The following is a 24,827-nucleotide window of genomic DNA, read 5'->3' as shown; positions in this document are numbered from 1 at the left end:
GCGAATGCCCTGGCCGACACCAAGGGCCCGTCTCGCATGCCAGGATTGGGATATGTCAGACGGTCACGGTTCCACGCCCGAGACGCCATCCGGCTGGGCAACCGAGCAGCCCCCGCCCTACGGCGCTCCGCAGGCCTCGCCGTGGACCGCGCCCGGCCCTCAACAGGACGCGCCCCAGGGCACCGCCCAGCAGGGCCCCTCACCTCAGGCCCATCCTCCCTATCCCCAGCAGCCCTACTCCCAGCAGCCGCCGCCGGGCTACGCGCCGCAGGGCTACGCGCCGCCGGGCTACGGGCCCATGCCGCACCCGCCCGCGCTGCGCCCGGGCATCATCCCGCTGCGTCCCCTCGGCCTCGGTGACATCCTCGACGGCACCATCAAGCTGGTCCGGTCCAACCCCAAGGCGGTGCTCGGGCTGTCGGCGGTCGCGGCCCTGCTGGCCACGATCCCGGTGGCCGTGGGGCAGGCGTTCTCGTTCGACTCGATGAGGGCGAGCCTCGACTCGTCGACCCCGGTCGAAACCTCCGGGCTGTACGGCAGCCTGGTCGCCCAGTACAGCGGGCTGTTCGTGTCGATGGCGATCAGCTTCGTCGTGGTGACGCTGCTGACCGGGGTGCTGACCCGGATCCTCGGCCGGGCCGTCTTCGGCGGCACCATGACCGCGGGCGAGGCCTGGCGGCTCACCCGGGGCCGGGTTCCCGCGCTCTTCGGCGTGGTGGCGCTGATGGCCGTCATCATGCTGGTGCCCCTCCTCGTCCTGGGCGGGGTCGTCGCGGCCATGATCGTGTCCGGTGCGACCGAGTCGTCCGGCGGCCAGGCCGCGCTGGTGGCCGTCACACTGGTGGCGCTCGTCCTCTACCTGGGCTACGCGCTGGTCTTCAAGACGTGGTTCGCGTTCGCGGCGCCGGCCGTGGTGCTCGAGGGCAGAGGGCCGATCGACGCGATGCGCCGCTCCTGGCACCTGGTGACCGGCGACTTCTGGCGGGTCCTCGGCATCCTGCTGCTCACTTCGGTGATCGTCGTCTTCGTGGCGGGCATCCTGGAGGTCCCGTTCAGCCTCATCGGCTCGCTGTTCGGCCTGCTCGGCGAGGGCGCCGGAGCCGCGATCGCGGCCGCGGTCCTGATCGTCGTCGGCGGCACGCTGGGCGCCATGCTCACCTACCCGTTCGAGGCGGGCGTCGCGGGCCTGCTCTACGCCGACCGGCGGATGCGCAGTGAGGCGTTCGACCTGGTGTTGCAGACCGCGGCGATCGAGCAGCAGCGCCAGGGCTGGGTGCACGCCTCGGCCGACGAGCTCTGGCACCCGTCCAACTCCGCGAGCTCCGCGAGCTCCGCGAACTCGCCGGGGTCCGCGACCTCGCCGGGGTCCGCGAGTTCCACGAGCTCCGCCGGATCGTGAGCCCGATCGGCAGGGAGGAGGCCGCGCGCCAGGCCGCGGCGGAGCTCCTCAGGGCTGAATACGCCAAGGAGTCGCTGCCTGACCGGCTCTACCGCCAGTTCAGCCAGTTCCTGGGTGACCTGCTCGACGCCGCCGGCGGAGGCGGCACCACCGGCGGCATCATCGCCGCGGTGATCATCACGCTGATCATCGTCGGCGTGATCGTGCTGGTCTCGTGGCAGCTCCGCAAGACCTCCCGCCGCAACTCGGCGGGGCAGGCGGCCCTCTTCGACGAGCGGCGGCTCACCGCCGCCGAGCACCGCCTGGCGGCCGAGGCCCACGCCGCCGAGGGCCGCTACACCGAGGCGATCCAGGAGCGCCTGCGCGCCATCGCCCGCGACCTCGAGGAACGCGCGCTGGTCGACGGGATGCCCGGACGCACCGCCGACGAGCTGGCCGCCGAGGCGGGCCGGGCGCTGCCCGAGTTCGCCCACGAGCTCGCCGCCGCCGCGCGGTCGTTCGACGACGTCACCTACGGCGGCGAGTCCGGCACCAGGGCCGCCTACGACACCATGACCGGGCTCGACGAACGGCTCCGCCTGGCCAGGCCGGTGCCGCTGGGAGGCACGACGTGAGCGTCGACCTGCGCCCCGGCGAGACCCAGGCGTCCCAGTCCACCTCCCCCACCGCACGCTCCGTCTGGCGGTCCGGCCGGGCGGCGGTGGCGCTCGGCCTGGTCATCCTGGCGGTCGGCGTCCTCATCACCCTGCTCAGCCCCGAACAGGGCGAGTCGCGCCCGCTCGATCCCGCCGACACCTCCCTGGCCGGCTCCAAGGCGCTCGCCCAACTGCTGCGCGCCCGCGGCGTCACCGTCGACCGGGTCGACTCCGTCGAGGCGGCCGCGGCCAAGGCCACCGAGCCCGACCGGCTGCTGCTGGTCACCGCCACCTGGTTCGCGGACGATCCCGCGCTGGCCCGTCTCCCGGGTGACCGGGTGATCGTCGGCAGTCCCAGCCTGACCCAGCTGGCTCCCGGCGTGCGCGATCTGCCCGGCGGCTCCCGCGAACGCTCGCGTGAGCCCGAATGCTCGCTGCCCGCCGCAACCGCCGCCGGCAGCGTGTTCATCGGCGGATCGGTGTTCACCGGCCCGCCCGGCTCGATCGGCTGCTATCCCGCCGGCAAGGGCTGGAACCTGGTCAGCTACCCCCACGCGGGCGCCACCGTCACGGTCGTCGGCAGCGGCGAGTTCATGAGCAACCTGCGGCTGCCCGAGGACGGCAACGCCGCGCTCGCCCTCAACCTGCTCGGCACCGCCAAGGCCGTCACCTGGCTGGTCGAGCCCGACCAGCCGGCCGTGGGCGACCTGGCGGGGCCCGAGGGCAAGAGCGTCTACGACCTGATGCCGCCGGGCATCCCGTGGGCGGTGGGCATGGCGGTCATCACCGTGCTGCTCCTCGCCCTGTGGCGGGGCAGGCGGCTGGGCCCGGTCGTGATGGAGCGGCTGCCGGTCGTGGTCCGGGCCGCCGAGACGGTCGAAGGGCGCGGCCGGCTCTACCGGGCCAGACGGGCCAGGGCCAGGGCGGCCGACTCGCTGCGGGCAGGCACGATCGACCGCGTCACGCCCCGGCTCGGCCTGGGCTCCGGCGCCGAGCGACACGAAATCGTGGCCGCGCTCGCCGTACGAACCGGGCTGGACCCGCAGCAGGTCGGTGGCGCGCTGTACGGCCCCGCTCCGGTCGACGACGCCGGGCTCGTCGCCCTGGCCGGATACTTGGACGCGATCGAAAGGACGGTCAGTGAACATTGACGAGACCACCCACGTGACGGGCCAGAGCGAGTCGGCCAGGGCCGCGCTCGCGGCGCTCCGCGACGAGGTGTCCAAGGCCGTGGTCGGCCAGGACGCGGTGGTGACCGGGCTGGTCATCGCGCTGCTGTGCAGGGGGCACGTGCTGCTCGAAGGCGTGCCCGGCGTGGCCAAGACGTTGATGGTCCGCACCCTGTCGGCGGCGCTCGCGCTCGACTTCAAGCGGGTGCAGTTCACGCCCGACCTGATGCCCGGCGACGTGACCGGCTCGCTGATCTATGACGCCAAGACGGCCCGGTTCGAGTTCCGCGAGGGGCCGGTGTTCACCAACCTGCTGCTCGCCGACGAGATCAACCGCACCCCGCCGAAGACGCAGGCCGCGCTGCTGGAGGCGATGGAGGAGCGGCAGGTCAGCGTCGAGGGCGACGCCCGTCTGCTGCCCGACCCGTTCATTGTGTGCGCGACGCAGAACCCCGTCGAGTACGAAGGCACCTACCAGCTGCCCGAAGCCCAGCTCGACCGGTTCCTGCTCAAGCTGACCGTGCCGCTGCCGCCGCGCGAGCAGGAGATCGCCGTCCTCGACCGGCACGCGCGTGGCTTCGACCCGCGCGACCTGTCCGAGATCAAGCCCGTCGCCACCGCGAGCGACCTGGCCGCGGGACGCGCGGCGGTGGCGCAGGTGCACGTGGCGGCCGAGGTGCTCGGCTATATCGTGGACGTGGCACGGGCCACCCGGAGCTCTCCGTCACTGCAGCTGGGCGTCTCGCCCCGTGGCGCGACCGCGCTGCTGGCCGCCTCCCGGGCGTGGGCGTGGCTGTCCGGCCGCTCCTATGTCACGCCCGACGACGTGAAGGCGCTGGCCCGGCCGGCGCTGCGGCACCGGGTGCAGCTGCGGCCCGAGGCGGAGCTGGAGGGCGCCACCGCCGACGGCCTGCTCGACGGCATCCTGGCCTCGGTCCCGGTCCCGCGCTGATGGCTCTGACGGGACGCGCCGCGCTGGTCGCCGCGCTCGGCATCGTGGTGGTGCTGCTCGCGCCCCAACCGGGGGCCGCGCTGGCCGGGGTCTGCCTGCTGCTGGCCGCCGCGATCATCGTGGATCTGGTGTTCGCGGGCGCGGTCCGGCCGCTGCGCTTCCACCGCTCGGGCGACCGGCTGATCCGGCTCGGCCAGCGGGCCGAGGTCGAGCTGGTCGTGGAGAATCCTGGCGGCAGGCGGGTGCGCGGCGTGCTCAGGGACGCCTGGCCACCCTCGGCCGGCGCCTCGCCCCGCACGCTGACGCTCGACGTGCCCGCAGGCGAGCGGCGCAGGCTGGTGCTCACGCTCGATCCCACCCGGCGCGGCGACCGCGCCTCCGTGGCCGTCACCGTGCGCTCGCTCGGGCCGCTCGGCCTGGCCGCCCGCCAGGGCAGCCACCGGGCGCCCTGGTCGGTGCGGGTGCTGCCGCCGTTCCTGTCGCGCAAGCACCTGCCCTCCCGGCTGGCCCGGCTGCGCGAGCTCGACGGCCGGCACCCCGCTCTCGTACGCGGCCAGGGCACCGAGTTCGACTCGCTGCGCGAGTACGTGGTGGGCGACGACGTGCGCTCGATCGACTGGCGGGCCACGGCGAGACGCCACGACGTGGTCGTCCGCACCTGGCGGCCCGAGCGGGACCGGCGGGTGCTCATCGTGCTCGACACCGGCCGCACCTCGGCGGGCCGGGTGGGCGACGCGCCGGTCCCGCTGGCCGGGGTCCAGGCGAACGGCCGCGGCCTGCTGGTCAGGCCCGACCCGCGCCCGGTGCCGGGCTGGCCGCGGCTCGACTGGTCGATGGACGCCGCGCTGCTGCTCGCCGCGCTGGCCGCCCGAGCCGGCGACCAGGTCGACTTCCTGGCCCATGACCGGGCCGTGCGGGCCTGGGTGAGCGGCGCCTCGCGCACCGAGCTGCTGGCGTCGCTGGTCAACGCGATGGCGCCGATCGAGGCGGAGCTGGTCGAGGCCGATTCGCAGGCGATGGTCGCCGCGATCCTGTCGCGGGCCAAGCGGCGCTGCCTGGTCGTGCTGCTCACCGACCTCAACTCGGCGTCGCTGGACGAGGGGCTGATGCCGGTGCTGCCTCAGCTCTCGTCGCGGCACCTGCTGCTGGTCGCGGCCGTCTCCGATCCGCGCGTGGCCGCCATGGCCGCCCAGCGGGACTCGGCGGAGCAGGTCTACGACGCGGCCGCCGCCGAGCGTGCCCGGCTGGATCGCCGGCGCGTCACCGCCCGGTTGCGCCGCCACGGCGTCGAGGTGGTCGACGCGCCACCGGACGACATCGCTCCCGCGCTGGCCGACGCCTACCTGGCCTTGAAGGCCGCCGGCCGCCTCTGACCGGGGCGGCCCGCGGGCGTCAGGCGGTGGGGGCCAGGTCGGGGGCGCGTTCCAGGTCGCCGGTCTCGTTCTGGCGCAGCGCCCGCCGCCCGAACACCACCACATACGCCAGGAACGCCACCTCGGCGAGCACCCCGATGCCGATGCGCGCCCAGGTGGGCAGGCCCGACGGTGTGACGAACGCCTCGATCAGCCCCGACACGAACAACACCACGACGAGCCCGAGCGCCACGCTCATCACCGCCCGGCCCTGCTCGGCCAGCGCGTCGACCCGCCGGCGGGGGCCAGGGTCGATGACGGTCCAGCCCAGTCGCATGCCGACGGCCGCCGCGAGGAAGACGGCGGTGAGCTCCAGCAGCCCGTGCGGCATGATCAGCCCGAAGAAGATGTCGAGCTTGTCGCGCGAGGCCATCAGCCCGCCGGACACGGCGACGTTCGCGGCGTTGGCCCAGAGCACGTAGGGGATCGGCAGCCCCATGAAGATCGCGTAGACGATGACCTGCGCCGATATCCAGGCGTTGTTCACCCAGACCTGGCTGGCGAAGGAGGCGGCGGGATGCTCCGAGTAGTAGTCGGCGAAGTCGTGCTCGACCAGCTGGGTGATCTCCTCGGGCGAGGCGATGGCCGCCTGCACGGCGGGGTCGCCCGCCACCCAGGCGCCCATCACCCAGCCCACCGCCACGAACGCCGCGCCGGTGGCCAGCCACCACCACCTCGCCCGGTAGGCCACCACGGGGAACGACACCGTGAAGAACCTGACCAGCTCCCGCCAGGCCGGAGTGCGCGCCCCGGTCACCGCCGACCTGGCCCGGGCGACCAGCGCGGACAGCCGGCCGACCAGCATCGCGTCGGTCGAACCCGAGCGGACGATGGACAAGTGGGTGGACACCCGCTGGTAGAGGTCGACCAGCTCGTCGACCTCGGCCCCGGTCAGCGACGAGCGGCGCTTGACGAGGTGATCCAGCCTGTCCCATACGGGGCGGTGTGCGGCGACGAACGCATCGATGTCCACCCGACCATTGTGGCCGCTCGATCAGCGGGTCATTGCCGTTAGGCTCCACGTATGTCAGAGGTTGTGACCGGAGACGCGGTCGTCGTCGAGGTGCGGGTGGCGCAGATGCCGTCCCGGGCCGTCGCGCTCGCCATCGACCTGGCCGTCCAGTTGACCGTGCTGATCGGCACCTTCACGGTGCTGGAGGCCTTTTCCGTGATCAGCGACCCGGCGATGTTCGCTGCGGTGGCGATCGTGGCGATCGTGCTCGTGACGGTCGGCTACCCGGTGCTCTTCGAGTCGCTCAGCGGCGGGCGCAGCCTGGGCAAGCTCGCGCTGGGGCTGCGGGTGGTCAGCGACGACGGCAGTCCCGAGCGGTTCAGGCAGGCGTTGTTCCGAGGGCTGGCCGGGCTGATGGAGTTCTGGATGTTCTCCGGGGCGCCCGCGCTGATCTCGTCACTCGTCTCGCAGCGGGGCAAGCGGCTGGGTGACATCTTCGCGGGCACGATCGTGATCTCCGACCGGGGGCCGCGTGACACTGGTCAGGTCATCTGGATGCCGCCGCAGCTGGCCGCCTGGGCCACGACTCTGGAGCTGTCGCAGCTGCCCGAGGGGCTGGTGACAGCCGCCCGGCAGTACATCATCCGCTGGCACCAGCTGTCGCCGCAGGTCCAGCACGAGATGGGCGTGCGGATCGCGACGCAGGTCGCCGCGTTCGTCTCGCCCGCCGCGCCATCGGGGGTGCCGCCGCACGCCTACCTGAGCGCCGTCCTGGCCGAGCGCCGCAGGCGCGACCAGGTACGTCTCGCGCAGCGCGCGGGCAACGGCCTGACGCCTCCCCCACCTGACCCCTCAGCAGGCCGGCCACACCCCGGTCCTTCGGCAGGCTGGCCGCACCCCGGTCCTTCGGCAGGCCGGCCACACCCCGGTCCTTCCGCGGGCCGGCCGGAGCCGGCGTCCGCGGCGGGCCTGCCGTCGGCCGCCCCGCACCCGCAGGCCGGGCAAGGGGTGCCGGATCACCGTTACGACGGGCGGCCCGCCCCGGAGCCGCCTCGGACGACTCCGGGCGGGTTCGCGCCACCCCAGTAACGGCCGCCCGCTCAGTAGGCGTACTGCGTCTGGGCGTTGAGCGCCTTCATGCGCACCTTGGCCGCGGAGCCGAGGCGCTTGTCCGAGATGCGCAGCACGTCCAGGCCCTTCTGGATGTCGCTGCTGTAGATGTAACCGTTGTAGTAGTACGCCGACCAGGAGCCGCCGAGGTTGATCGGCTTGAGCGGGGCCGGGTCGAAGTAGCCGATCTCCGCCGGATTGGCCGAATCGGTGAAGTCCCAGATCGACACGCCGCCCTGGTACCACGCCTGGACCATGATGTCCTTGCCCTTGACCGGGATCAGCGAGCCGTTGTGGGCCACGCAGTTCTCCGCGCTGGTCTGGACCCGGGAGATCTTGAAGTAGGACTTGTGGACCAGTTCGCCACCCTCGATGTCGTAGACGGCGTCCGCGCCACGCTCGGGGTTGAATCCCTTGGTGCAGGTCGCGGCGATGCCGCCACCGAGCTCGTCGGTGAAGACGACCTTGTCACCGGCGTTGTTGAACGTGGCCGAGTGCCAGAACGCGAAGTTCGCGTCGGTGACCCTGGTGGTGACCTTGGGCCGTTCGCGGTCGGAGATGTCCATCAGGATGCCGTCGCCCATGCAGGCGCCCGCGGCGAGGTCCTTCTTGGGGAACACCGTGATGTCGTGGCAGCCGCTGGTCGGCACCAGCAGACCGGGCTGGGTCTCGTTGCCGCCGTCAGGGAAGAGCACCGGCCTGGAGACCACCTTCGCCGCCGTGGGCTTCTTCAGCGGCACCTTGATGATCGAGATCTGGTCATGCGGCGGCTTGCAGCTGGGGTACCTGGCGCCCGGATCGTACGAGGACACGTACAGGTAGACAGACTTGCCCTTCTTGTCCGGCACGAGGGTGTGCGTGTGCGAGCCGCAGGCGGTCTTGATCGACTTGATGTACTTCGGGCGCGACTTGTTGGAGATGTCGAAGATCCGGATGCCCTCCCACGCCTTCTTGGACGTCTCCGAGCTCCCAGTGGCCCTGCAGGAGTCGTTGCTCAGCGGTTCGTCCACCGACAGGAAGAGCAGGTCGCCCTGGACCGAGATGTCGTTCTGCGCGCCAGCACAGGTGACGCGGCTCACGGCTTTCGGCTTGGCCGGGTTCCTGATGTCGTAGACGGTGAAGCCATGGAAGTTGCCCTGGTAGGCGTAGTTTCCCTGGAACGCCAGGTCGCTGCCGTACGCCTCGGGCCCGTCGAACGGCGCCTGTTGGGGGACGTTGGCCACGCGTTTGACGTTGGGGCTCGTCTTGAAACCGTCCGAGGCGTGGACCGGCGACGCCGCGAGGGCCAGCACCGCTCCGATCACCGCCAGAGCACGGCCGAATCTGAACGCCACCGAGGACCTCCTGCAGGGGGTTGGAAGAATGAGCGGCACCCACTATGACAGGAAAAGTCGCTATAAAAACCGAGCATCCCGTACGGCAGAGCCGCGCCAGCTCCGCCGTACGGGAGGTCAGGATGGGTCAGTCGCGGTGGCCCCGGCCTCCGTCGCCGTAGGACTCCTGGGTCTGCACGTTCAGCAGGTCACTGCGGACCCGGCTCGCGCCGTTGGTCAGCGGATCGTTGATCTTGATCACGTCGAGCCCCTCGTGGAAGTCGGACGCGTAGATGTGGCCGTTGTAGTAGTAGGCCGACCACACGCCGCCGCCGCTGTTGTCGGCCCTGGGGCCGCGCTCGAAGTAGCCGATCTCCCTGGGACGCGCCGAGTGGGTGAAGTCCCAGATCGAGACGCCGCCCATGTACCAGGCCTGGACCATGATGTCCTTGCCCTTGACCGGGATCAGCGAGCCGTTGTGGGCCACGCAGTTCTCGCTGTCGGCCTGGTGACGCGGGATCTTGAAGTAGCTCTTGAACACCAGCCCGCCGCGGGCGATGTCGTAGATCGCGTTCGCGCCGCGGTTCGGCCCGATCGCCTCGTTGCAGGTGGCCGCGCCGCCGCCGCCGAGCTCGTCGGTGAAGACCACCTTGCGGGCGTCGTTGCTGAAGGTCGCCGAGTGCCAGAACGCGAAGTTCGCGTCGGTCACCCTGGCCGTGATCCTCGGGTTCAGCCGGTCACGGATGTCGAACAGGACACCGTCACCCATGCACGCGCCGGCCGCGATGTCCTTCTCCGCGTAGACGGTGATGTCGTGGCAACCGGTGGTGGCGGACTTGCCGTCGGGGTAGGGGCCCGGAACGCCGGGAAAACCACCGTCGGGGAAGACGACCGGGGCGGTGGCGACCGCGGCGGCCGTCGGGTCCCGCAGCGGGACCTTGATGATCGAGATCAGGTCGTGCGGCGGCTGACAGTCAGGGAAGGCCTCGTTCGGGGCGTAGGAGGAGACGTAGACGTAGACGTTCTTCTTGCGGTCCTGACCCTTGCCCGGCACCAGCGTCAGGGTGTGCGAGCCGCAGTTGGTCTCGACGGACTTGATGTACCTGGGCGCGGCCTTGTCGCTGACATCGAAGATCCGGACGCCTTCCCAGGCCTCCTTGCGGTCCGCCGGCAGTCCGGTGCTGTTGCAGGAGTCGTCACTGCGCGAGCTGTCGACGGCGGCGAAGAGCAGGTTCCCGTAGACGGACACGTCCATCTGGCCGCCGGGACAGACGACGGAGCTGACCGCCCTGGCCTTCTTCGGGTTCCTGATGTCGTAGATCGAGAAGCCGTTGTAGTTGCCGACGTAGGCGTAGTCACCCTGGAAGGCCATATCGGTGTTGATGGCCCCGGCGATCGGGGCCGGCTTGGGGACGTTCAGCACGTGGGTCACGTTCGGGCTGGTGACCACGGTATCGGCCGGCGGGATGTCGGCGGAGAGGGCAGGAGTCGCGGGCAGGGCTAACGCGATGGCCGCCCCGAGCACGACGAGAGCACGGCTCGGTTTGAACACTGATGGGCCTCCTTGATCACATATGTCCCGGATAAAGAAGACATAAGTGATCAAGTGTCAACCGAATTCCATCTGGCTAGCCAGATGTCATGTTGTCAAGAAATATCCAGAACTGACGTCTTGCTGGGGAGGTGTCAGGAACGTAAGATCCGGCGTCATGCCGATGCGGCGGGAATCGGAACCCCCGCCGCACCTGGCTCATCAGTGACCGTGGCCGCCGGGGCCGCCCGGGCTGCCCTTGCCGTGCTCGGCGTAGGAAGCCTGGGTCTGCGCGTTCAACGAGTCCATCTTGACGCTGTTGGCCTGGTTGGTACGCGGGTCGTTGATCTTCAGCACATCGAGGCCCAGGTTGAAGTCCGAGCCGTAGATGTAGCCGTTGTAGTAGTAAGCGGACCAGAAGCCACCGCTGAGCGCGGGCGCGGTGTTGTCCGGGCCCCGCTCGAAGTAGCCGATCTCCTGCGGGTTGGCCGAGTCGGTGAAGTCCACCACCGAGATGCCGCCCTGGTACCACGCCTGGACCATGATGTCCTTGTTCTTGACCGGGATCAGCGAGCCGTTGTGGGCCACGCAGTTCTCGGTGTCGGCCTGGTGCCGCGCGATCTTGAAGTAGCTCTTGAACGCGAGCTGACCGCCCACGATGTCGTAGTAGGCGTTGGCGCCCTTGTCAGGACCGATCGCCGCGTTGCAGGTCGCCCGGCTGCCGCCACCGAGTTCGTCGGTGAAGATGACCTTCGTACCCTTGTTGTTGAACGTGGCCGAGTGCCAGAAGGCGAAGTTGACCTCGTCGCGCACGGTGGCCGTGACCTTCGGCTGCTCGGGGTCGGAGATGTCGAGCAGGATGCCCTCACCCATGCAGGCGCCGGCCGCGATGCCCTTCTCCGGGAAGGCGGTGATGTCGTGGCAGCCGCTGGTGGCGGACTTGCCGTTCGGGTAGGAGCCCGGGATGCCGGGGAAACCACCGTCGGGGAACAGGACCGGCGTCGAGATGACCTCGGCCGCCGTCGGGTTCTTCAGCGGGACCTTGATGATCGTAATCAGGTCGTGCGGCGGCTGGCAGTCGGGGAAGCTCGCACTGGGCGAGTAGGACGAGACGTAGATGTAGACGTTCTTGCCGCGCTTGTCCGGCACGAGCGTGTGGGTGTGCGACCCACAGTTCGTCTCGACGGACTTGATGTAGGTCGGGTTGCGCTTGTTGGAGATGTCGAAGATGCGCATCCCCTCCCACGAGTCCTTGTTCGCAGCCGACTGGCCGGTGCTGTTGCACGAGTCGTCGTTGCGGGAGGAGTCGACGGACCCGAACAGCAGGTTGCCGTAGACGGAGATGTCCATCTGGCCGCCGGGGCAGACGACCGAGCTCACCAGCGACGTCTTCTTCGGGTGCTTGATGTCGTAGATGGAGAAGCCCGCATAGTTGCCGACATAGGCGTAGTCGCCCTGGAAGGCCATGTCGGTGTGGATGTCGTTCAGCGCTTCAGGCTTGGGGACGTTCGTCACGTGCTGGATGTTGGAGCTCATGACGATCTCGCCGGGAGCCGGGATGTCCATCGCTGCCTGAGCCGGCAACGCGCCACCCACGAGAGCGACGGCGGCCCCGACCAGGACGAGGGTCCTGCGGAGAGTTAACACTCAGAAACCTCCTACAAACGGTACAAATCAACCAAATGGTCACGGTTCGGAGGTGCGTGATGCCAGAGTGCAACCTGTCAAATCTTGTACTACTTTGCAGTCTTTCGCCGATGGGCGTTTTCGCCTAGAGTGCCCACTCTCGACCGAGTTCATAGAGGAGGCCGGGTGCGCGCCGCGCTCATCGTCATCGCGGGCACGGTGATTGCCCTCACGAGCTGCTCCAGCACACCTCCGCCCGCCCCACACGCCGACTCGACCGTTCCGGTGATCGCGCCCGGCAGGCCCGGCGAGGAGGCGAAGACCCTCTCCCCCGGCGAGGCCGCCACCGCGGTCCCCTCGGCCACCGCGAACGCCGCCGACATCACCTACGTCCAGGACATGGTCATCCACCACCGCCAGGCCCTCGACATGGCGATCCTTGCTCCCAACAGGGCCGAGTCCACCAAGCTCAAGGGCCTGGCCTCGCGGATCAAGGACGCCCAGGGGCCGGAGATCCAGTACATGACCAACTGGCTGCAGGACCTCGGCCAGAAGGTGCCGGGCCATCACGCGGCCCACGAGGGGATGCCCGGCATGGTCACCCCCGAGCAGATGGAGGCCCTCAAGGCGGCCAAGGGCAAGGCGTTCGACGCGCTGTTCCTGCAGCTCATGATCGCCCACCACGAGGGCGCCATCAAGATGTCGACAGAGGTGCTGACCCACGGCTCGCACATCCGGATCGAGGAGCTGGCCAGCGACGTCAGCGTCACCCAGACGGCCGAGATCCGCCGCATGCAGGAGATGCAGGCCGCAGCCTGAGCCGGACGCGAAAAGATCCGGGCAGCCCGAACCGGACACATGCGAGCGGCCCGAACCGGACACATCGAGATGCGAGCGGCCTGTGCCGGACGCATCGAGATGCGAGCGGCCCGAGCCGGACGCTTGGAGATGCGAGCTGCCCGAACCCGGTCAGGAGCCGACTCGCCAGGAGTGCAGGTAGTCCTCCTGGTCGCCGGTGAGGGTGTCGATGCCGATGCCCGCCGCGGCCAGCTTGAGCCGGGCCACCTCGTGGTCGATCTCCTCGGGCACGTCGTAGACGCCCGGCGCCAGCCGGGCCCGCTCCCCGGCCAGCCAGGCGACGGCCAGCGCCTGGGCCGAGAACGACATGTCCATGACCGCGGCCGGATGCCCCTCGGCGGCCGTTAGGTTCACCAGGCGGCCCTCAGCCAGCAGGAGCAGCCGCCGGCCGTCGGCCAGAACGTACTCGTCGGTGTTGGGCCGCACGCCACGGTGCACCTCCACCGCCAGCTCGTCCAGCGCCCGCACGTCGATCTCCACGTCGAAGTGCCCGGCGTTGGCCAGGATCGCGCCGTCCCGCATCGCCGCCAGGTGCTCTCCCCGCACCACGTCACGGTTGCCCGTCACCGTGATGAACAGGTCGCCCAGCGCCGCCGCCTCCGCCATCGGCCGCACCTCGTAGCCCTGCAGGGTGGCGTCGAGCGCCTTGACCGCGTCGATCTCGGTCACCACCACCCGGGCGCCGAGCCCCTTGGCCCGCTCGGCCACGCCCTGGCCGCAGAACCCGAACCCGGCCACCACCACGGTCCGCCCCGCCAGCATCGTGTTGGTGGCCCGCATGATCCCGTCGAGCGTCGACTGCCCCGTGCCGTAGCGGTTGTCGAACATCCGCTTGGTCCGCGTGTCGTTGACCGCGACGACCGGAAAGCGCAGCGCCTCCTCGGAGGCCATCTGCCGCAGCCGGATGATGCCGGTCGTGGTCTCCTCGCACCCGCCGGACACGCCCGCCAGCAGGTCGGTCCGCTCTGTGTGCAGGATGTTGACCAGGTCGCACCCGTCATCGAGCACCAGATCGGGCCCGAGATCGAGCGCCTGGTGGATGTGCCGGTAGTAGGTGGCCCGATCGACTCCGGCCCGCGCGTGCACCGCGACGCCGTAACCACGCAGCGCCTCGGCCACGTCGTCCTGGGTGGACAGCGGATTGGACGCGGCCAGCGCGATCTCGGCGCCCCCGGCCTTGAGCGCCCCCATCAGCACCGCGGTCTCCGCCGTCACGTGCAGGCACGCGGAGATCCGCAGCCCGTCGAGCGGCCGATCGGCGGCGAAGCGCTCGCCGATTGCCGTCAACACCGGCATCGACCGGGCCGCCCAGTTGATCTGCCGCTCGCCGCTCTCCGAAAGCTCCAACGCCCTTCCCCCCACGATCGCCGAAGGCCACGGCCCACCGGGATCCGTTGCGGCGCTCAGCCCCGCTCACTGGAACCCGACGATCCGCGGGACCCGGCCACGCACGGCGGGCGGCGCCGGCCGTGCGTGGCCGTGAGAACTGGTCGTACGGCGGCTCCGGAGGAGCCGCCACGCGCACGGCCTCCGCGCCCTCTCCGTGGACCGGCCTCCAAAAACCCCAAAAGCCCCGAAAGAGCTTCGAAGAACTCAGTACCGGTAGTGATCGGACTTGTACGGGCCCTCGATGTGCACGCCGATGTACTCGGCCTGCTCCTTGGTCAGCTCGGTGAGCTTGACGCCGAGCGCGTCGAGGTGCAGCCGGGCGACCTTCTCGTCGAGGTGCTTGGGCAGCGTGTAGACGCCGATCGGGTACTCGTCGGTCTTGGTGAACAGCTCGATCTGCGCGATCACCTGGTTGGTGAACGAGTTGGACATCACGAAGCTCGGGTGACCGGTGGCGCAGCCGAGGTTCATCAGGCGGCCCTCGGCGAGCACGAGGATCGAGTGGCCGTCGGCGAAGACCCACTCGTCGACCTGCGGCTTGATGTTGCGCTTCTCGATGCCGGGCAGCTTGGCCAGGCCGGCCATGTCGATCTCGTTGTCGAAGTGGCCGATGTTGGAGACGATCGCCTGGTGCTTCATCCGCGCCATGTGGTCGGCGGTGATGATGTCGAAGTTGCCGGTCGAGGTGACGAAGATGTCGGCGATGCCGACGACCTCCTCGAGCGTGGTGACCTGGAAGCCGTCCATCGCCGCCTGGAGCGCGCAGATCGGGTCGATCTCGGTCACGATGACGCGGGCGCCCTGGCCGCGCAGCGCGTCGGCGCAGCCCTTGCCGACGTCGCCGTAGCCGCAGACCACGGCCACCTTGCCGCCGATCAGCACGTCGGTGGCGCGGTTGAGGCCGTCGATGACCGAGTGGCGGCAGCCGTACTTGTTGTCGAACTTGGACTTGGTGACCGAGTCGTTGACGTTGATCGCCGGGAACAGCAGCTGGCCGTTCTTGTGCATCTCGTAGAGGCGGTGCACGCCGGTGGTGGTCTCCTCGGTGACGCCCTTGATGGCCTCGGCGATCGTGGTCCACCGCTTGTCGTCGCCGACCGTGCGGTTGAGCAGGTCGATGATGACGTGCCACTCCTCCGGGTCGTCGGCGGTGGCGGGGGGAACGGCCCCGGCCTTCTCGTATTCGGCGCCCTTGTGGACGAGCAGGGTGGCGTCGCCGCCGTCGTCGAGGATCATGTTGGGGGCGTCGCCGCCGGGCCAGGTGAGCGCCTGCTCGGTGCACCACCAGTATTCCTCGAGCGTCTCGCCCTTCCAGGCGAAGACCGGCACGCCGCGCGGGTCGTCGGCGGTGCCGTCAGGGCCCACCACGACCGCCGCGGCGGCGTGGTCCTGGGTGGAGAAGATGTTGCAGCTGACCCAGCGCACCTCGGCGCCGAGAGCGACCAGCGTCTCGATGAGGACGGCCGTCTGGATCGTCATGTGCAGGGAGCCCATGATCTTCGCGCCGCGAAGGGGCTGTGCGGCCGCGTACTCCTTGCGAATCGCCATGAGGCCGGGCATCTCGTGCTCGGCGAGCCGGATCTCCTTGCGGCCGAAGTCGGCAAGTGACAGGTCGGCGACCTTGAAGTCCATCTGTTACCCCTCGCGTGACGATGTGTGTCGTGCACGAGTTTAGGCGGCACCCGAACGCCCTCGCATCTCACAAGGCCGGAATCTGACGCAATAATGTAAGGATGCGCATCACCGAAGCCGCCCGGCGACTGGGCATGTCCCCCCGAATGCTCCGATATCGCGAGGCCCTGGGCCTGCTGCCACCCGTGCGCGAGCAGGGAGCGCACCGAAGGTTCGGCCCCGAGGAGCTGTCGGCGGTGGCGCAGGGCGTGGAGCTGGAGAAGCGGTTCGACGTCTCCCCCGCCGAGCTGGCCTTCGCGGTGCGCGTGCTGAGCGATCCCGCCGTGGCCACCGCCGTGCGCGACCTCGGCGTACGGATCGGCCGCATCCAGGCGCCCCGCCGGGCCCTCGACTTCGAGAAGGAGAAGGCGCTGCGCCTGCTGCGAACTTCCGCTTCCCGGCGGACGTCATAGAGGTCATGAAAGAGCTGCTGATCGCCACAGTGCTCGCCGTCTCGCCGCTCCAGGCGACCGACGTCAAGGTCTACTTCTCCAAGGGACACGACATTCCCGGCAAGGTGGTCGCGGTCACCCGGACGGCGCCCGATCAGGGCGTCGCCAGGTTCGCCGTCGAGCAACTGATCGCCGGGCCCACCAAGGCCGAGCGGCGCAGGGGGCTGCACTCGGAGCTGACCGGGCGACTGCGCGGCACCTCCACCTGCGGCGGGGCCGACTTCACCATCAAGATCAAAAACAACCGGGCCACACTGCGGTTCTGCCGTACGGTCCTGGGCAACGGGATCGGCTCCGACGCCCGGGTGCTGCACATGATCGACACCACGCTGAAGCAGTTCAAAACCGTACGGAAGGTCGTCACCCTCGACAAGGACGGCCGCTGCCTGTTCGACCAGACCGATGCCGGCACGTCCTGCCTGACCGGGCACGAGTGACTCCCCGGCCCTGGCGGGGGATCACTCTGTGCCCGCGTCGGTCAGGCGGTCGTGGCGCGTGAGCGGTCGAGGTCGGGCTCCAGATAGATGACCCGGGCGATCGGCACGGCCTCGCGGACGCGGCGCTCGGCCTCGTCGATGCCGCGGGCGACGTCGGCCGCGGTGTCGTCGCGCGTCACCGCGATCTTGGCGGCCACCAGCAGCTCCTCCGGGCCCAGGTGCAACGTGCGCATGTGGATCACGCGGTCGACCTCGTCGGCGGCTTCGAGCGCGGTGCGGATGTCGGCCTCCATCTGCGGGGTGGCGCCCTCACCGACCAGCAGCGACTTGGTCTCGATGGCCAGCACGACCGCGATCACCGCGAGCAGCACACCGATCATCAGGGTGCCGATGCCGTCCCAGACGCCGTTGCCGGTGACGACGGCCATCGTCACGCCGAACAGCGCGAAGACCAGACCCAGCAGGGCGCCCAGGTCCTCCAGCAGGATGACCGGCAGCTCCGGCGCCTTGGAGCGGCGGATGAAGGAGGTCCACGACTGCGTGCCGCGCACCGCGTTGGCCTCCTTGATCGCCGTACGGAACGAGAACACCTCGGCGATGATCGCGAAGATCAGCACCCCGAACGCCCAGATCGGCGCCTCCACCTGGTGCGGGTCGGAGATCTTGTGCACACCCTCGTAGAGCGAGAAGGCCGCGCCGATCGTGAACAGCACGACGGCCACCACGAAGGCGTAGAAATAGCGCTCACGGCCGTAGCCGAACGGGTGCTCCTTGGTGCGCGCCCGCTGGGCCCGCTTGCCACCGATCAGCAGCAGCAACTGGTTGCCTGAGTCGGCGACGGAGTGAATGCCCTCCGCCAGCATCGACGACGACCCGGTGAAGAACGCCGCCACGAACTTGGCCACCGCGATGGACGTATTCGCGATCAGGGCCGCGATGATCGCTTTGGTACCGCCGCTCGCACTCACCGGTGCACTCCACTCATAAGCATTAATGGCATGAAAAAGGATCCTATTGCGAAATGCGGGCCTTCAGTTCCGTGATCGCCGCCACTGGCGTCGGGTCGATTCCATAGCCGAGCGCGAGGTAGGTGCTCGCGTAGTCGCCGAGCCCGATCAGCGTCGCCACGCGCTGCAACGGGTGCTGCCCCTCGCCCGCCAGCTCGGTGACCGGCACGTCACGGTCACGCGCGAGACGTAGGCAGACCTCGCGCTGCCGGGTCACCCGCGGATGCTCGTCGGCGTCGCGCAGCATCACGAGCCGCAGCGTCCGGGACGGGGTGTCGGCGAAGCGGTCGCGCTGGGAGAGCGGCCCGTCGAAGGCCACCAGCTGGTTGTGGCCGGCCTCGGGCAACTCACCGAAGACGGCCGGATACTTGGCGTTCTCGCCGAGCTGGCAGGCCAGCCGGTAGCCGGCGGCGGCGGCGAGCGGCGAGGTGCCCCAGATCATCGGCAGGCTCTCGGCCAGCTCCATGGCCAGCGTCTTGCCGGGATTGACGAACGACTCGCTGGACGGGCGGCACTGGTGGGCGACGTTCTCGAGCGCCGTGGCCACGTCCTCGAACAACGCGGCATCGGCCTGGACCAAACCGAGCGAGGCGGCGGCCACGATCAGCGGCACCGTCAGCAGCCAGAGGTTGGCCCTCGGCGGGCCGCTCGCGGGGATGGGGACGTAGAGGGCCGAGGACTGCGTGGCCACCGCCTCCAGCGGCGAACCCGCGCTGCCCACGGCGAGCAGCGAGCAGCCACGCCGGACGGCCTCGGCCGCCACGGAGAGCGTCTCCTCGGTGCGACCCGAGCAGGAGACCGCGACGACCAGGTCGGTCGCGCCGACCCAGCCGGGCAGTTGGTAGGAGCGCAGGGTCACGATCGGCATCGGGGCGCCCCGGCCGCAGACCGCGGCCATGATGTCGCCGGCGATCGCCGATCCGCCCATACCGGCGACCACGATCGCGCGCGGCCGGCCCTGCGCCGCCAACCGGTCGATGCCCGCCTCGATCGCGGTCCGGTAGCCGGTGCGCACCTGGGCCGCCGAGGCGGCCACCGCGAGCAGCATGCCACCGGGGTCGCCGTCGGTCAGGTGCTGTTGGTCGTCGAGCCGCTCGGGCTCCCAGATCACGGCTTCCTGGCCTCATCGACGAGCAGGACGGGGATGTCATCCCTGACCGGATAGATCAGGCCACAGCCCGTGCAGGCCAGCTCCTCGGCCTCCGCGCGCAGCGGCGACTTGCACGCCGGACAGGCCAGGATCTCCAGAAGCCAGTCGTCGATCTTCACACTGACACCTTTCTGACGATGGCGAGGACTTCGTCCCTGATCGCCGTCATCGTGGTCTGGTCGGCCGCCTCGGCATTCAGCCGGAGCAGCGGCTCGGTGTTGGACGCGCGCAGGTTGAACCACCAGCCGGACCCGGTCACGGTCAGGCCGTCGAGCTCGTCGAACCGGGCCCGGGACTCGAAGGCCTCGCGCACCTGGCGTAGCGCCTTGTCCTGGTCGTCGACGGTGCTGTTGATCTCACCCGAGGCGTGGTAGCGGGAGTAGGCCGCCACCACCTGCGACAGCGGGCCGTCCTGCTCGCCGAGCGCGGCCAGCACGTGCATCGCGGCCAGCATGCCCGAGTCGGCGAACCAGAAGTCACGGAAGTAGTAGTGGGCGGAATGCTCCCCGCCGAAGACCGCGCCCGTGCGGGCCATCTCGGCCTTGATGAACGAGTGGCCGACCCGGGTGCGCACCGGCTCGCCGCCGTGCTCGCGGACGATCTCGGGGACCCCGAGCGAGGTGATCAGGTTGTGGATGATCGTCGAACCCGGGTGCTTGGCCAGCTCACGGGCCGCCACCAGCGCGGTGACGGTGGACGGCGAGACAGACCCGCCGCGCTCGTCGATCACCCAGCAGCGGTCGGCGTCACCGTCGAAGGCGAGGCCGAGGTCGGCGCCGTTCTCGACGACGGCCCGCTGCAGGTCGATCAGGTTGGCGGGCTCGATCGGGTTGGCCTCGTGGTTGGGGAAGGAGCCGTCGAGCTCGAAGTAGAGCGGCACCAGCTCGATCGGCAGCCCGTCGAAGACGGCGGGCACGGTGTGGCCGGCCATGCCGTTGCCCGCGTCGACGACCACCTTGAGCGGCCGGACGGCGGACAGGTCGACCAGGCCGCGCAGGTGGTCGGCGTAGCCCTGGAGCAGGTCTCTCTCGACGAGATCGCCGAGGTCACCGACGGGAGGCGCGGTGACGCCGACCAGTTCGGCGGCCCGATCGCGGATCTCGGTGAGGCCCGAGTCGCCGCCGATCGGCACCGCGCCCGGGCGGCACATCTTCATGCCGTTGTAGCGGGCGGGATTGTGGCTGGCGGTGAACATCACTCCTGGCAGGCCGAGGCTGCCGCTGGCGTAGTAGAGCAGGTCGGTCGAGCCGAGCCCGGCGTGCACGATGTCGGCTCCGCGCGAGCGGGCGCCCCGGATGAACGCGGCGGCCAGCGGCCCGGAGGACTCCCGCATGTCGTGCGCGACCACGGCCGCGCCGGCCCCCGTCACCTCCACGAAGGCCGCTCCCACGGCCTCGGCGGCCGCCTCGTCGAATTCGTCGGGCACCACACCGCGAACGTCGTAGGCCTTGAAGATCTTGGCGAGGTCGCCCACTCTCCAGCTCCGCCCCTAGGTCGTCTACGTCAGGACGAGCCTACCGGTCACGATGTTGCTGGGCGGACCGGAGAACCCGCAGGTGACCCCGGCGACCGACCTCGACCCCCTGTCCGACCGGCTCCGCGCCGCCGGTGGGGGTCGGCCTGGCGGCCTCTCTGACGGCGTTGGCCAGCGCCTCCAGATCGTCGGAACTCGGGGAGCCGCCGTCGGTGGGGAGGCGGACCACCTCCCAGCCACGGGGGGCGGTCAGCCGCTCGGCGTGTTCGGCGCACAGGTCGTAGCAGTGTGGCTCGGCGTACGTCGCCAGAGGGCCTAGGACAGCGGTCGAGTCGGCGTATACGTACGTGAGCGTGAAGACGGCAGGCTGGCTGCAAGCGGTGCGGGAACAGCGGCGGACGGGGCTCACGGAGGGACCGTATCTGGTAAGAGTGCGAGGCGCCACTATCTGAGCGCTCTTAACGAGCGTGTCGCCACAATTCGGACACCTGTCGCAGCCTTTCCACCCACATGCACCGATGGGTGTCCCCTTAGACTTGGCAGGTGACTGAGAAGCGCGGGCCGAGGCGTCGTGACCGGCACGGCCGCGGCCTGCGGGGCCCGCTCGCCCCCTCTCACGTCCCGCTCGCCCGGTCGCGCAGCGAGCGGTTCGACGACCTGGTGCTCGACGCCGTCGACCGGCTCCGGCCGCAGTGGGGCAGGCAGCTGTCGGTGGTGGAGTTCGCGGTGGAGGAGGTGCCGCCGCTGAGCGAGCTGGGCGACGGCCCGCGCATCGGCACCGAGCCCATCCCGTTCGGCCGCGCCGCCGCCGCCACGGGCGCCGAGCCCGCCTCGGTCGTGATCTACCGCCGGCCGCTCGAAGCCCGCGCCCGCGACCGCGAGACGTTGGGGGCGCTGGTCCACGACACGGTGGTCGAGCAGGTGGCCGCGCTGCTGGGCCTGTCACCCGAGACGGTCGACCCCGGCTACGACGACCGGCGCTAGGGGCGCCTCCGCACCTCCGCTGCTTCCGCTGCTTCCGCTGCTTCCGCTGCTTCCGCGGCTTCCGCGGCTTCCGCGGCTTCCGCGGCTTCCTGCTGATGATCGGGCAAGTCAGCCGTACCTGCGAAAAGGGTCACGCGGCAGTCCGCGTGACCCCTTCGCAGATATCCCTAAACGGCCTGGCGCTTGATCCTTCTGCGCTCCCGCTCGGACAACCCACCCCAGATGCCGAACCGCTCGTCGTGCTCGAGTGCGTATTCAAGACACTCGGCACGAACCTCGCACGATCGGCAGACCTTCTTGGCCTCTCGGGTGGAGCCGCCCTTCTCCGGGAAGAACGCTTCCGGATCAGTCTGCGCGCACAGTGCGCGCTCCTGCCATCCGAGTTCTTCAGCGTCAAGCTGATCTTGTGCGATGACCAGATCGGTCACTGCACACCTCCCTGCCGCCCGCCCGCAATGGAGCCCCCCATGGACGCCTTCCTTATTACCCACCCACAGGAAGGCGTAACAACATGGTTGTAATTACACGCGCGTGCCGTGCGCGGCGTCAAGCGGCATGCCGGTATCCGGGGAAAGGCCTGCCCTCGCCCCGGTGTGCTTGGCATGTGATGTTCGCACCCGGCCTCAGCCCCGAATCTGGCATCGGCCTGGCGTGTTCATTCGCTGTCAGCGGTCGGAACCGTACCAGGGCGGTATAGACGCCCGCCCGTGGCCCACCTTCTCTCTAGCCGTGCTTTGCGGGTCCGTTACCTGCGAGGCTCGTTGGGGGTGTATATGGCTGTGGGGTCGATCGGGTCGTCTCCGTGCCTGGACCGCTCGCCGAGCGCGTCGCCGCCCAGTTGCTGGTCCAGCCTGATCGTGGAGTCCGCCGGCACCGGGCCCGACTGGTGCTGCGGCCGGTAGGTCTGCGGCTCGTACTGGCCCTGCTGGCCCTGCTGGCCCTGCTGGCCCTGCTGGCCCTGCTGGCCCTGCTGGCCCTGCTGCGGGTGGCCGAACGGGTCGTCGTACGGCCTCGGCGGCTGCCCCTCGTCGTACGGCCTGGGCGGCTGGCCCGAGTAGTCGGGCACCCGCAGGTCGGGCTGCGCGCCCGACAGGGAGTGCTGGTAGGTCTCGGCCTGCTGGTAGGCGTCCAGGAGCTGCTGGGAGCGCGGGTCCACCGGCGGATCAGGCTCCTGGTACGCCGGTGTCGAGTACTCCTGTCCCGAGTAGCCGGTGAAGGGCTGGCCGCCCTGCGCGGGAGCCGGCGGGTACGGCACGCTCGGCGCCGTCTCGGCGGCCGGGTAGACCGGGTCGGCGGGCGCGTTGAAGGCGTTGGGCTGCTGCCCGGCCGGCGCCCCGAACCCGCCGCCGTCCTGGGACGGCGCGGAGGAGTGTGCCGCCGGGGGGTAGGCGTTGGGCTGGCTGTCGGCGGGAACGTAGGGGGCCGGCTGGTAGCCGCTGTTGGGAAGCGTCTCCAACGGGGTGTACACCTGGGTCTGGTTGGTCGGCCCGTAGCCCTGGTCGGGCTGCCCGAACGACGCCCCTTGCGGGCCGTGCCCCGAGGACGGGCCGGTCTGGCCGTAGCCGAGCTGGTCCGGCCGGCCCGCCGACGAGCCGTGCTGACCGAGCGGAGCCCCGGACTGGCCGTAGCCCTGCTGGTCCGCCCGGCCGGACGAGGAATCGGTCTGGCCGTAGCCGCGCTGGTCAGGCTGGCCGAACGCGTCCGGCCGGCCTGCCGAGGAACCGGCCGCCTGGCCGAACGAGGAGTCCAGTTGACCGGCCGGCGAGCCGTGCTGGGCCGGCGCGGCGTGGTGCTGGCCGGACGAGGAATCGGTCTGGCCGTAACCGCGCTGGTCAGGCTGGCCGAACGCGTCCGGCCGACCCGCCGAAGGATCGGCCTGCCCATAACCAGGCTGACCGGACGGCAGATGGTGCTGGCCCGGAGAGGTGTCACCGGACCCCGGATCCGGCTGACCGTAGCCCGGCGGATCGGACTGGCCATAGGCGGACCCATGCTGCCCGTACCCCTGCGAAGGGTCGGCTTGACCATAACCGCGCTGGTCCGGCTGGCCGAACGCGTCCGGCCGACCCGCCGAAGGATCGGCCTGCCCATAACCAGACTGGCCGGACGGCAAGTGATGCTGAGCGGGCGACGTGTCACCGGACCCCGGATCCAGCTGACCGTAGCCCTGCGGATCGGACTGGCCATAGGCGGACCCATGCTGCCCGTACCCCTGCGAAGGATCGGCCTGCCCGTACCCCTGCGACGGGTCGGCCTGGCCGTACCCCTGCGACGGGTCGGCTTGACCATAACCGCGCTGGTCCGGCTGGCCGAACGCGTCCGGCCGACCCGCCGAAGGATCGGCCTGCCCATAACCAGACTGACCGGACGGCACATGGTGCTGGCCCGGAGAGGTGTCACCGGACCCCGGATCCGGCTGACCGTAGCCCTGGGGGTCGGGTCCGAACGAGGGATCCTGCGGGGGGTTGTGCTGGTCGGCAGGGGCCGCGGGCAACGCGGCCCTGGGCTGGGGCTGGGGCTGGGGCGCGGGCTGCTGGTAGGACTCCTGCTGCCCGTAGCCGGCCGGACCGGCCTGGACGTAGGGCTGCTGGCCGGGCGCGGGGCCGTCGGGCTGCCCGCCGAAGCTCGGCGGCTGCGGACTGTAACCGGACTGCTGGCCGTACGGGACGGGACCCTGACCGGGGGGCTGGTCGTAGCCCGGCTGGTCGTAGCCCGGCTGGTCATATCCGGGCTGTCCATAACCGGACTGCTGGCCATAGGGCGGCGGGCCCTGACTGGGCGGCTGCTGGCCATAGCCGGACTGCTGGCCGTACGCGGGGGCGGCGTGAGGCGGCTGGCCGTGGCTCTGCGGGTAGGCGGGCCGTTCGGGCAGGACCTGCGGCAGCAGGTAGACCAGGGCGACGGCGGTCAGCGCGAGCAGGGGCACCCCGGTGAGCAGGAACTCCACTAGCGACCGGGCACCGTCGCCGGAGAAGAGGCCGAGGAGCAGCGTCAGAGCGCCGAACGCCGTGGCGAGGCCGAGCGCCCCGGCCGCGATGAAGGTGATGGGCCTGGCCTTGGACGAGGGTGGCCCGACCTTGGTGATCAGGAGCACCGATCCCAGGAGGAGCGCGGTCGTGACCGGGCTGGTGAAGCCACCGAAGTAGATGGCGGCCCGGTCGGTGATGGACAGGTCGACGCCGACCGTGCCGGATGAGCCGATCAGCACTTTGCCGATCGCCTCCAGCACGTTCAGTCCGCCGGCCGCGAGCATCAGCCAGGCGGCCGGCTCTCTCAGCCGGGCAACGTCAAGTTTGCTCACAACTA

The 24,827-nt window shown here is 70.3% G+C and carries 23 protein-coding genes; 10 read left to right on the top strand and 13 right to left on the bottom strand.

Going from position 1 to position 24,827, the window contains the following annotated elements; genetic code table 11:
* The first annotated feature begins 52 nt into the window (after positions 1-52).
* Genes AB0I38_RS07535 through AB0I38_RS07515 form a run of 5 tightly spaced genes read left to right on the top strand, consistent with a single transcriptional unit; the run spans position 53 to position 5,528 of the window.
* The gene (locus AB0I38_RS07535; RefSeq protein WP_358463531.1) at positions 53-1,399 is read left to right on the top strand and encodes a DUF7544 domain-containing protein; all 1,347 of its coding nucleotides are present in this window, start codon (positions 53-55) and stop codon (positions 1,397-1,399) included.
* Positions 1,396-2,013, top strand: a complete 618-nt coding sequence (locus AB0I38_RS07530) for a DUF4129 domain-containing protein (RefSeq protein ID WP_358463528.1) — start codon at positions 1,396-1,398, stop codon at positions 2,011-2,013. Before AB0I38_RS07535 ends, AB0I38_RS07530 begins: the two co-directional genes overlap by 4 nt.
* Positions 2,010-3,185 (top strand): DUF4350 domain-containing protein, encoded by a 1,176-nt coding sequence (locus tag AB0I38_RS07525; protein WP_358463525.1) that lies wholly within the window; start codon positions 2,010-2,012, stop codon positions 3,183-3,185. The genes AB0I38_RS07530 and AB0I38_RS07525 overlap by 4 nt, the downstream gene beginning before the upstream one ends.
* A complete protein-coding gene (locus tag AB0I38_RS07520; RefSeq protein WP_436838728.1) occupies positions 3,181-4,155 on the top strand; it encodes an AAA family ATPase in 975 nt (324 codons plus the stop codon). Before AB0I38_RS07525 ends, AB0I38_RS07520 begins: the two co-directional genes overlap by 5 nt.
* Positions 4,155-5,528, top strand: coding sequence for a DUF58 domain-containing protein (locus tag AB0I38_RS07515; RefSeq protein WP_358463519.1), 1,374 nt, complete (start codon positions 4,155-4,157; stop codon positions 5,526-5,528). The genes AB0I38_RS07520 and AB0I38_RS07515 overlap by 1 nt, the downstream gene beginning before the upstream one ends.
* 19 nt (positions 5,529-5,547) lie before the next feature.
* Here the strand turns inward: AB0I38_RS07515 and AB0I38_RS07510 are convergent, their stop codons facing one another.
* Positions 5,548-6,540 carry a stage II sporulation protein M gene (locus AB0I38_RS07510; protein WP_358463516.1) on the bottom strand — a complete coding sequence of 331 codons (993 nt, stop codon included), beginning with the start codon at positions 6,538-6,540 and terminating at the stop codon, positions 5,548-5,550.
* 51 nt (positions 6,541-6,591) lie between these two features.
* Between AB0I38_RS07510 and AB0I38_RS07505 the strand changes: the two genes are divergently transcribed.
* Entirely contained in the window at positions 6,592-7,608 is a 1,017-nt protein-coding gene (locus AB0I38_RS07505; protein ID WP_358463513.1) for an RDD family protein, read from the top strand.
* Between the two features lie 11 nt (positions 7,609-7,619).
* Here the strand turns inward: AB0I38_RS07505 and AB0I38_RS07500 are convergent, their stop codons facing one another.
* The 3 genes from AB0I38_RS07500 to AB0I38_RS07490 all read right to left on the bottom strand — a co-directional run bounded on the left by AB0I38_RS07500 (position 7,620) and on the right by AB0I38_RS07490 (position 12,120).
* The gene (locus AB0I38_RS07500; RefSeq protein ID WP_436838726.1) at positions 7,620-8,963 is read right to left on the bottom strand and encodes an LVIVD repeat-containing protein; all 1,344 of its coding nucleotides are present in this window, start codon (positions 8,961-8,963) and stop codon (positions 7,620-7,622) included.
* A 127-nt stretch (positions 8,964-9,090) separates the two neighbouring features.
* Positions 9,091-10,494 carry an LVIVD repeat-containing protein gene (locus AB0I38_RS07495; protein WP_358463510.1) on the bottom strand — a complete coding sequence of 468 codons (1,404 nt, stop codon included), beginning with the start codon at positions 10,492-10,494 and terminating at the stop codon, positions 9,091-9,093.
* A 201-nt stretch (positions 10,495-10,695) separates the two neighbouring features.
* Complete coding sequence (locus tag AB0I38_RS07490; protein WP_358463507.1) at positions 10,696-12,120, bottom strand: LVIVD repeat-containing protein; 1,425 nt, start codon at positions 12,118-12,120, stop codon at positions 10,696-10,698.
* 165 nt (positions 12,121-12,285) lie between these two features.
* On the opposite strand from AB0I38_RS07490, the gene AB0I38_RS07485 reads away from it, so the two are divergent.
* Complete coding sequence (locus AB0I38_RS07485; RefSeq protein WP_358463504.1) at positions 12,286-12,918, top strand: DUF305 domain-containing protein; 633 nt, start codon at positions 12,286-12,288, stop codon at positions 12,916-12,918.
* Positions 12,919-13,068: 150 nt separating this feature from the next.
* On the opposite strand, the gene AB0I38_RS07480 is transcribed toward AB0I38_RS07485, so the two are convergent.
* Both AB0I38_RS07480 and ahcY read right to left on the bottom strand, forming a co-directional pair.
* Positions 13,069-14,304 (bottom strand): adenosylhomocysteinase, encoded by a 1,236-nt coding sequence (locus AB0I38_RS07480; protein WP_358463502.1) that lies wholly within the window; start codon positions 14,302-14,304, stop codon positions 13,069-13,071.
* 246 nt (positions 14,305-14,550) lie between these two features.
* On the bottom strand, positions 14,551-15,978 hold the full coding sequence (ahcY, locus tag AB0I38_RS07475; protein WP_358463499.1) for an adenosylhomocysteinase: 1,428 nt from the start codon (positions 15,976-15,978) through the stop codon (positions 14,551-14,553).
* Between the two features lie 101 nt (positions 15,979-16,079).
* On the opposite strand from ahcY, the gene AB0I38_RS07470 reads away from it, so the two are divergent.
* Both AB0I38_RS07470 and AB0I38_RS07465 read left to right on the top strand, forming a co-directional pair.
* Positions 16,080-16,430 carry a MerR family DNA-binding transcriptional regulator gene (locus AB0I38_RS07470; protein WP_358463496.1) on the top strand — a complete coding sequence of 117 codons (351 nt, stop codon included), beginning with the start codon at positions 16,080-16,082 and terminating at the stop codon, positions 16,428-16,430.
* A 5-nt stretch (positions 16,431-16,435) separates the two neighbouring features.
* On the top strand, positions 16,436-16,906 hold the full coding sequence (locus AB0I38_RS07465) for a GerMN domain-containing protein (protein ID WP_358463494.1): 471 nt from the start codon (positions 16,436-16,438) through the stop codon (positions 16,904-16,906).
* A 41-nt stretch (positions 16,907-16,947) separates the two neighbouring features.
* On the opposite strand, the gene AB0I38_RS07460 is transcribed toward AB0I38_RS07465, so the two are convergent.
* The 5 genes from AB0I38_RS07460 to AB0I38_RS07440 are packed head-to-tail and all read right to left on the bottom strand — an operon-like array spanning position 16,948 to position 20,946.
* Positions 16,948-17,874, bottom strand: a complete 927-nt coding sequence (locus AB0I38_RS07460) for a cation diffusion facilitator family transporter (protein WP_358463492.1) — start codon at positions 17,872-17,874, stop codon at positions 16,948-16,950.
* A gap of 43 nt (positions 17,875-17,917) precedes the next feature.
* Positions 17,918-19,024: an SIS domain-containing protein gene (locus AB0I38_RS07455; RefSeq protein WP_358463489.1), complete on the bottom strand. Its 1,107-nt coding sequence runs from the start codon at positions 19,022-19,024 to the stop codon at positions 17,918-17,920.
* On the bottom strand, positions 19,021-19,182 hold the full coding sequence (locus tag AB0I38_RS07450) for a Trm112 family protein (protein ID WP_189126756.1): 162 nt from the start codon (positions 19,180-19,182) through the stop codon (positions 19,021-19,023). Before AB0I38_RS07450 ends, AB0I38_RS07455 begins: the two co-directional genes overlap by 4 nt.
* A complete protein-coding gene (locus AB0I38_RS07445) occupies positions 19,179-20,537 on the bottom strand; it encodes a phosphomannomutase/phosphoglucomutase (RefSeq protein WP_358463485.1) in 1,359 nt (452 codons plus the stop codon). Before AB0I38_RS07445 ends, AB0I38_RS07450 begins: the two co-directional genes overlap by 4 nt.
* 40 nt (positions 20,538-20,577) lie before the next feature.
* Positions 20,578-20,946: a DUF3499 domain-containing protein gene (locus AB0I38_RS07440; protein WP_189126758.1), complete on the bottom strand. Its 369-nt coding sequence runs from the start codon at positions 20,944-20,946 to the stop codon at positions 20,578-20,580.
* Between the two features lie 134 nt (positions 20,947-21,080).
* On the opposite strand from AB0I38_RS07440, the gene AB0I38_RS07435 reads away from it, so the two are divergent.
* Complete coding sequence (locus AB0I38_RS07435) at positions 21,081-21,521, top strand: metallopeptidase family protein (RefSeq protein ID WP_358463481.1); 441 nt, start codon at positions 21,081-21,083, stop codon at positions 21,519-21,521.
* Between the two features lie 167 nt (positions 21,522-21,688).
* On the opposite strand, the gene AB0I38_RS07430 is transcribed toward AB0I38_RS07435, so the two are convergent.
* Both AB0I38_RS07430 and AB0I38_RS07425 read right to left on the bottom strand, forming a co-directional pair.
* Positions 21,689-21,949, bottom strand: a complete 261-nt coding sequence (locus AB0I38_RS07430; protein WP_049564653.1) for a WhiB family transcriptional regulator — start codon at positions 21,947-21,949, stop codon at positions 21,689-21,691.
* Between the two features lie 317 nt (positions 21,950-22,266).
* Positions 22,267-24,822: a hypothetical protein gene (locus AB0I38_RS07425; protein ID WP_358463478.1), complete on the bottom strand. Its 2,556-nt coding sequence runs from the start codon at positions 24,820-24,822 to the stop codon at positions 22,267-22,269.
* Between the last annotated feature and the right edge of the window lie 5 nt (positions 24,823-24,827).

The sequence above is a fragment of the Nonomuraea cavernae genome (assembly GCF_040655715.1).
In the GTDB taxonomy this organism is placed as follows: domain Bacteria; phylum Actinomycetota; class Actinomycetes; order Streptosporangiales; family Streptosporangiaceae; genus Nonomuraea; species Nonomuraea cavernae_A.
This window is presented reverse-complemented; position numbering and strand designations above follow the sequence as displayed.

Coding starts and splice junctions, on each gene's coding strand:
- ahcY (WP_358463499.1), bottom strand. CDS start 15,978: ATGGACTTCAAGGTCGCCGACCTGTCACTTGCCGACTTCGGCCGCAAG.
- AB0I38_RS07535 (WP_358463531.1), top strand. CDS start 53: ATGTCAGACGGTCACGGTTCCACGCCCGAGACGCCATCCGGCTGGGCA.
- AB0I38_RS07470 (WP_358463496.1), top strand. CDS start 16,080: ATGCGCATCACCGAAGCCGCCCGGCGACTGGGCATGTCCCCCCGAATG.
- AB0I38_RS07465 (WP_358463494.1), top strand. CDS start 16,436: ATGAAAGAGCTGCTGATCGCCACAGTGCTCGCCGTCTCGCCGCTCCAG.
- AB0I38_RS07505 (WP_358463513.1), top strand. CDS start 6,592: ATGTCAGAGGTTGTGACCGGAGACGCGGTCGTCGTCGAGGTGCGGGTG.
- AB0I38_RS07515 (WP_358463519.1), top strand. CDS start 4,155: ATGGCTCTGACGGGACGCGCCGCGCTGGTCGCCGCGCTCGGCATCGTG.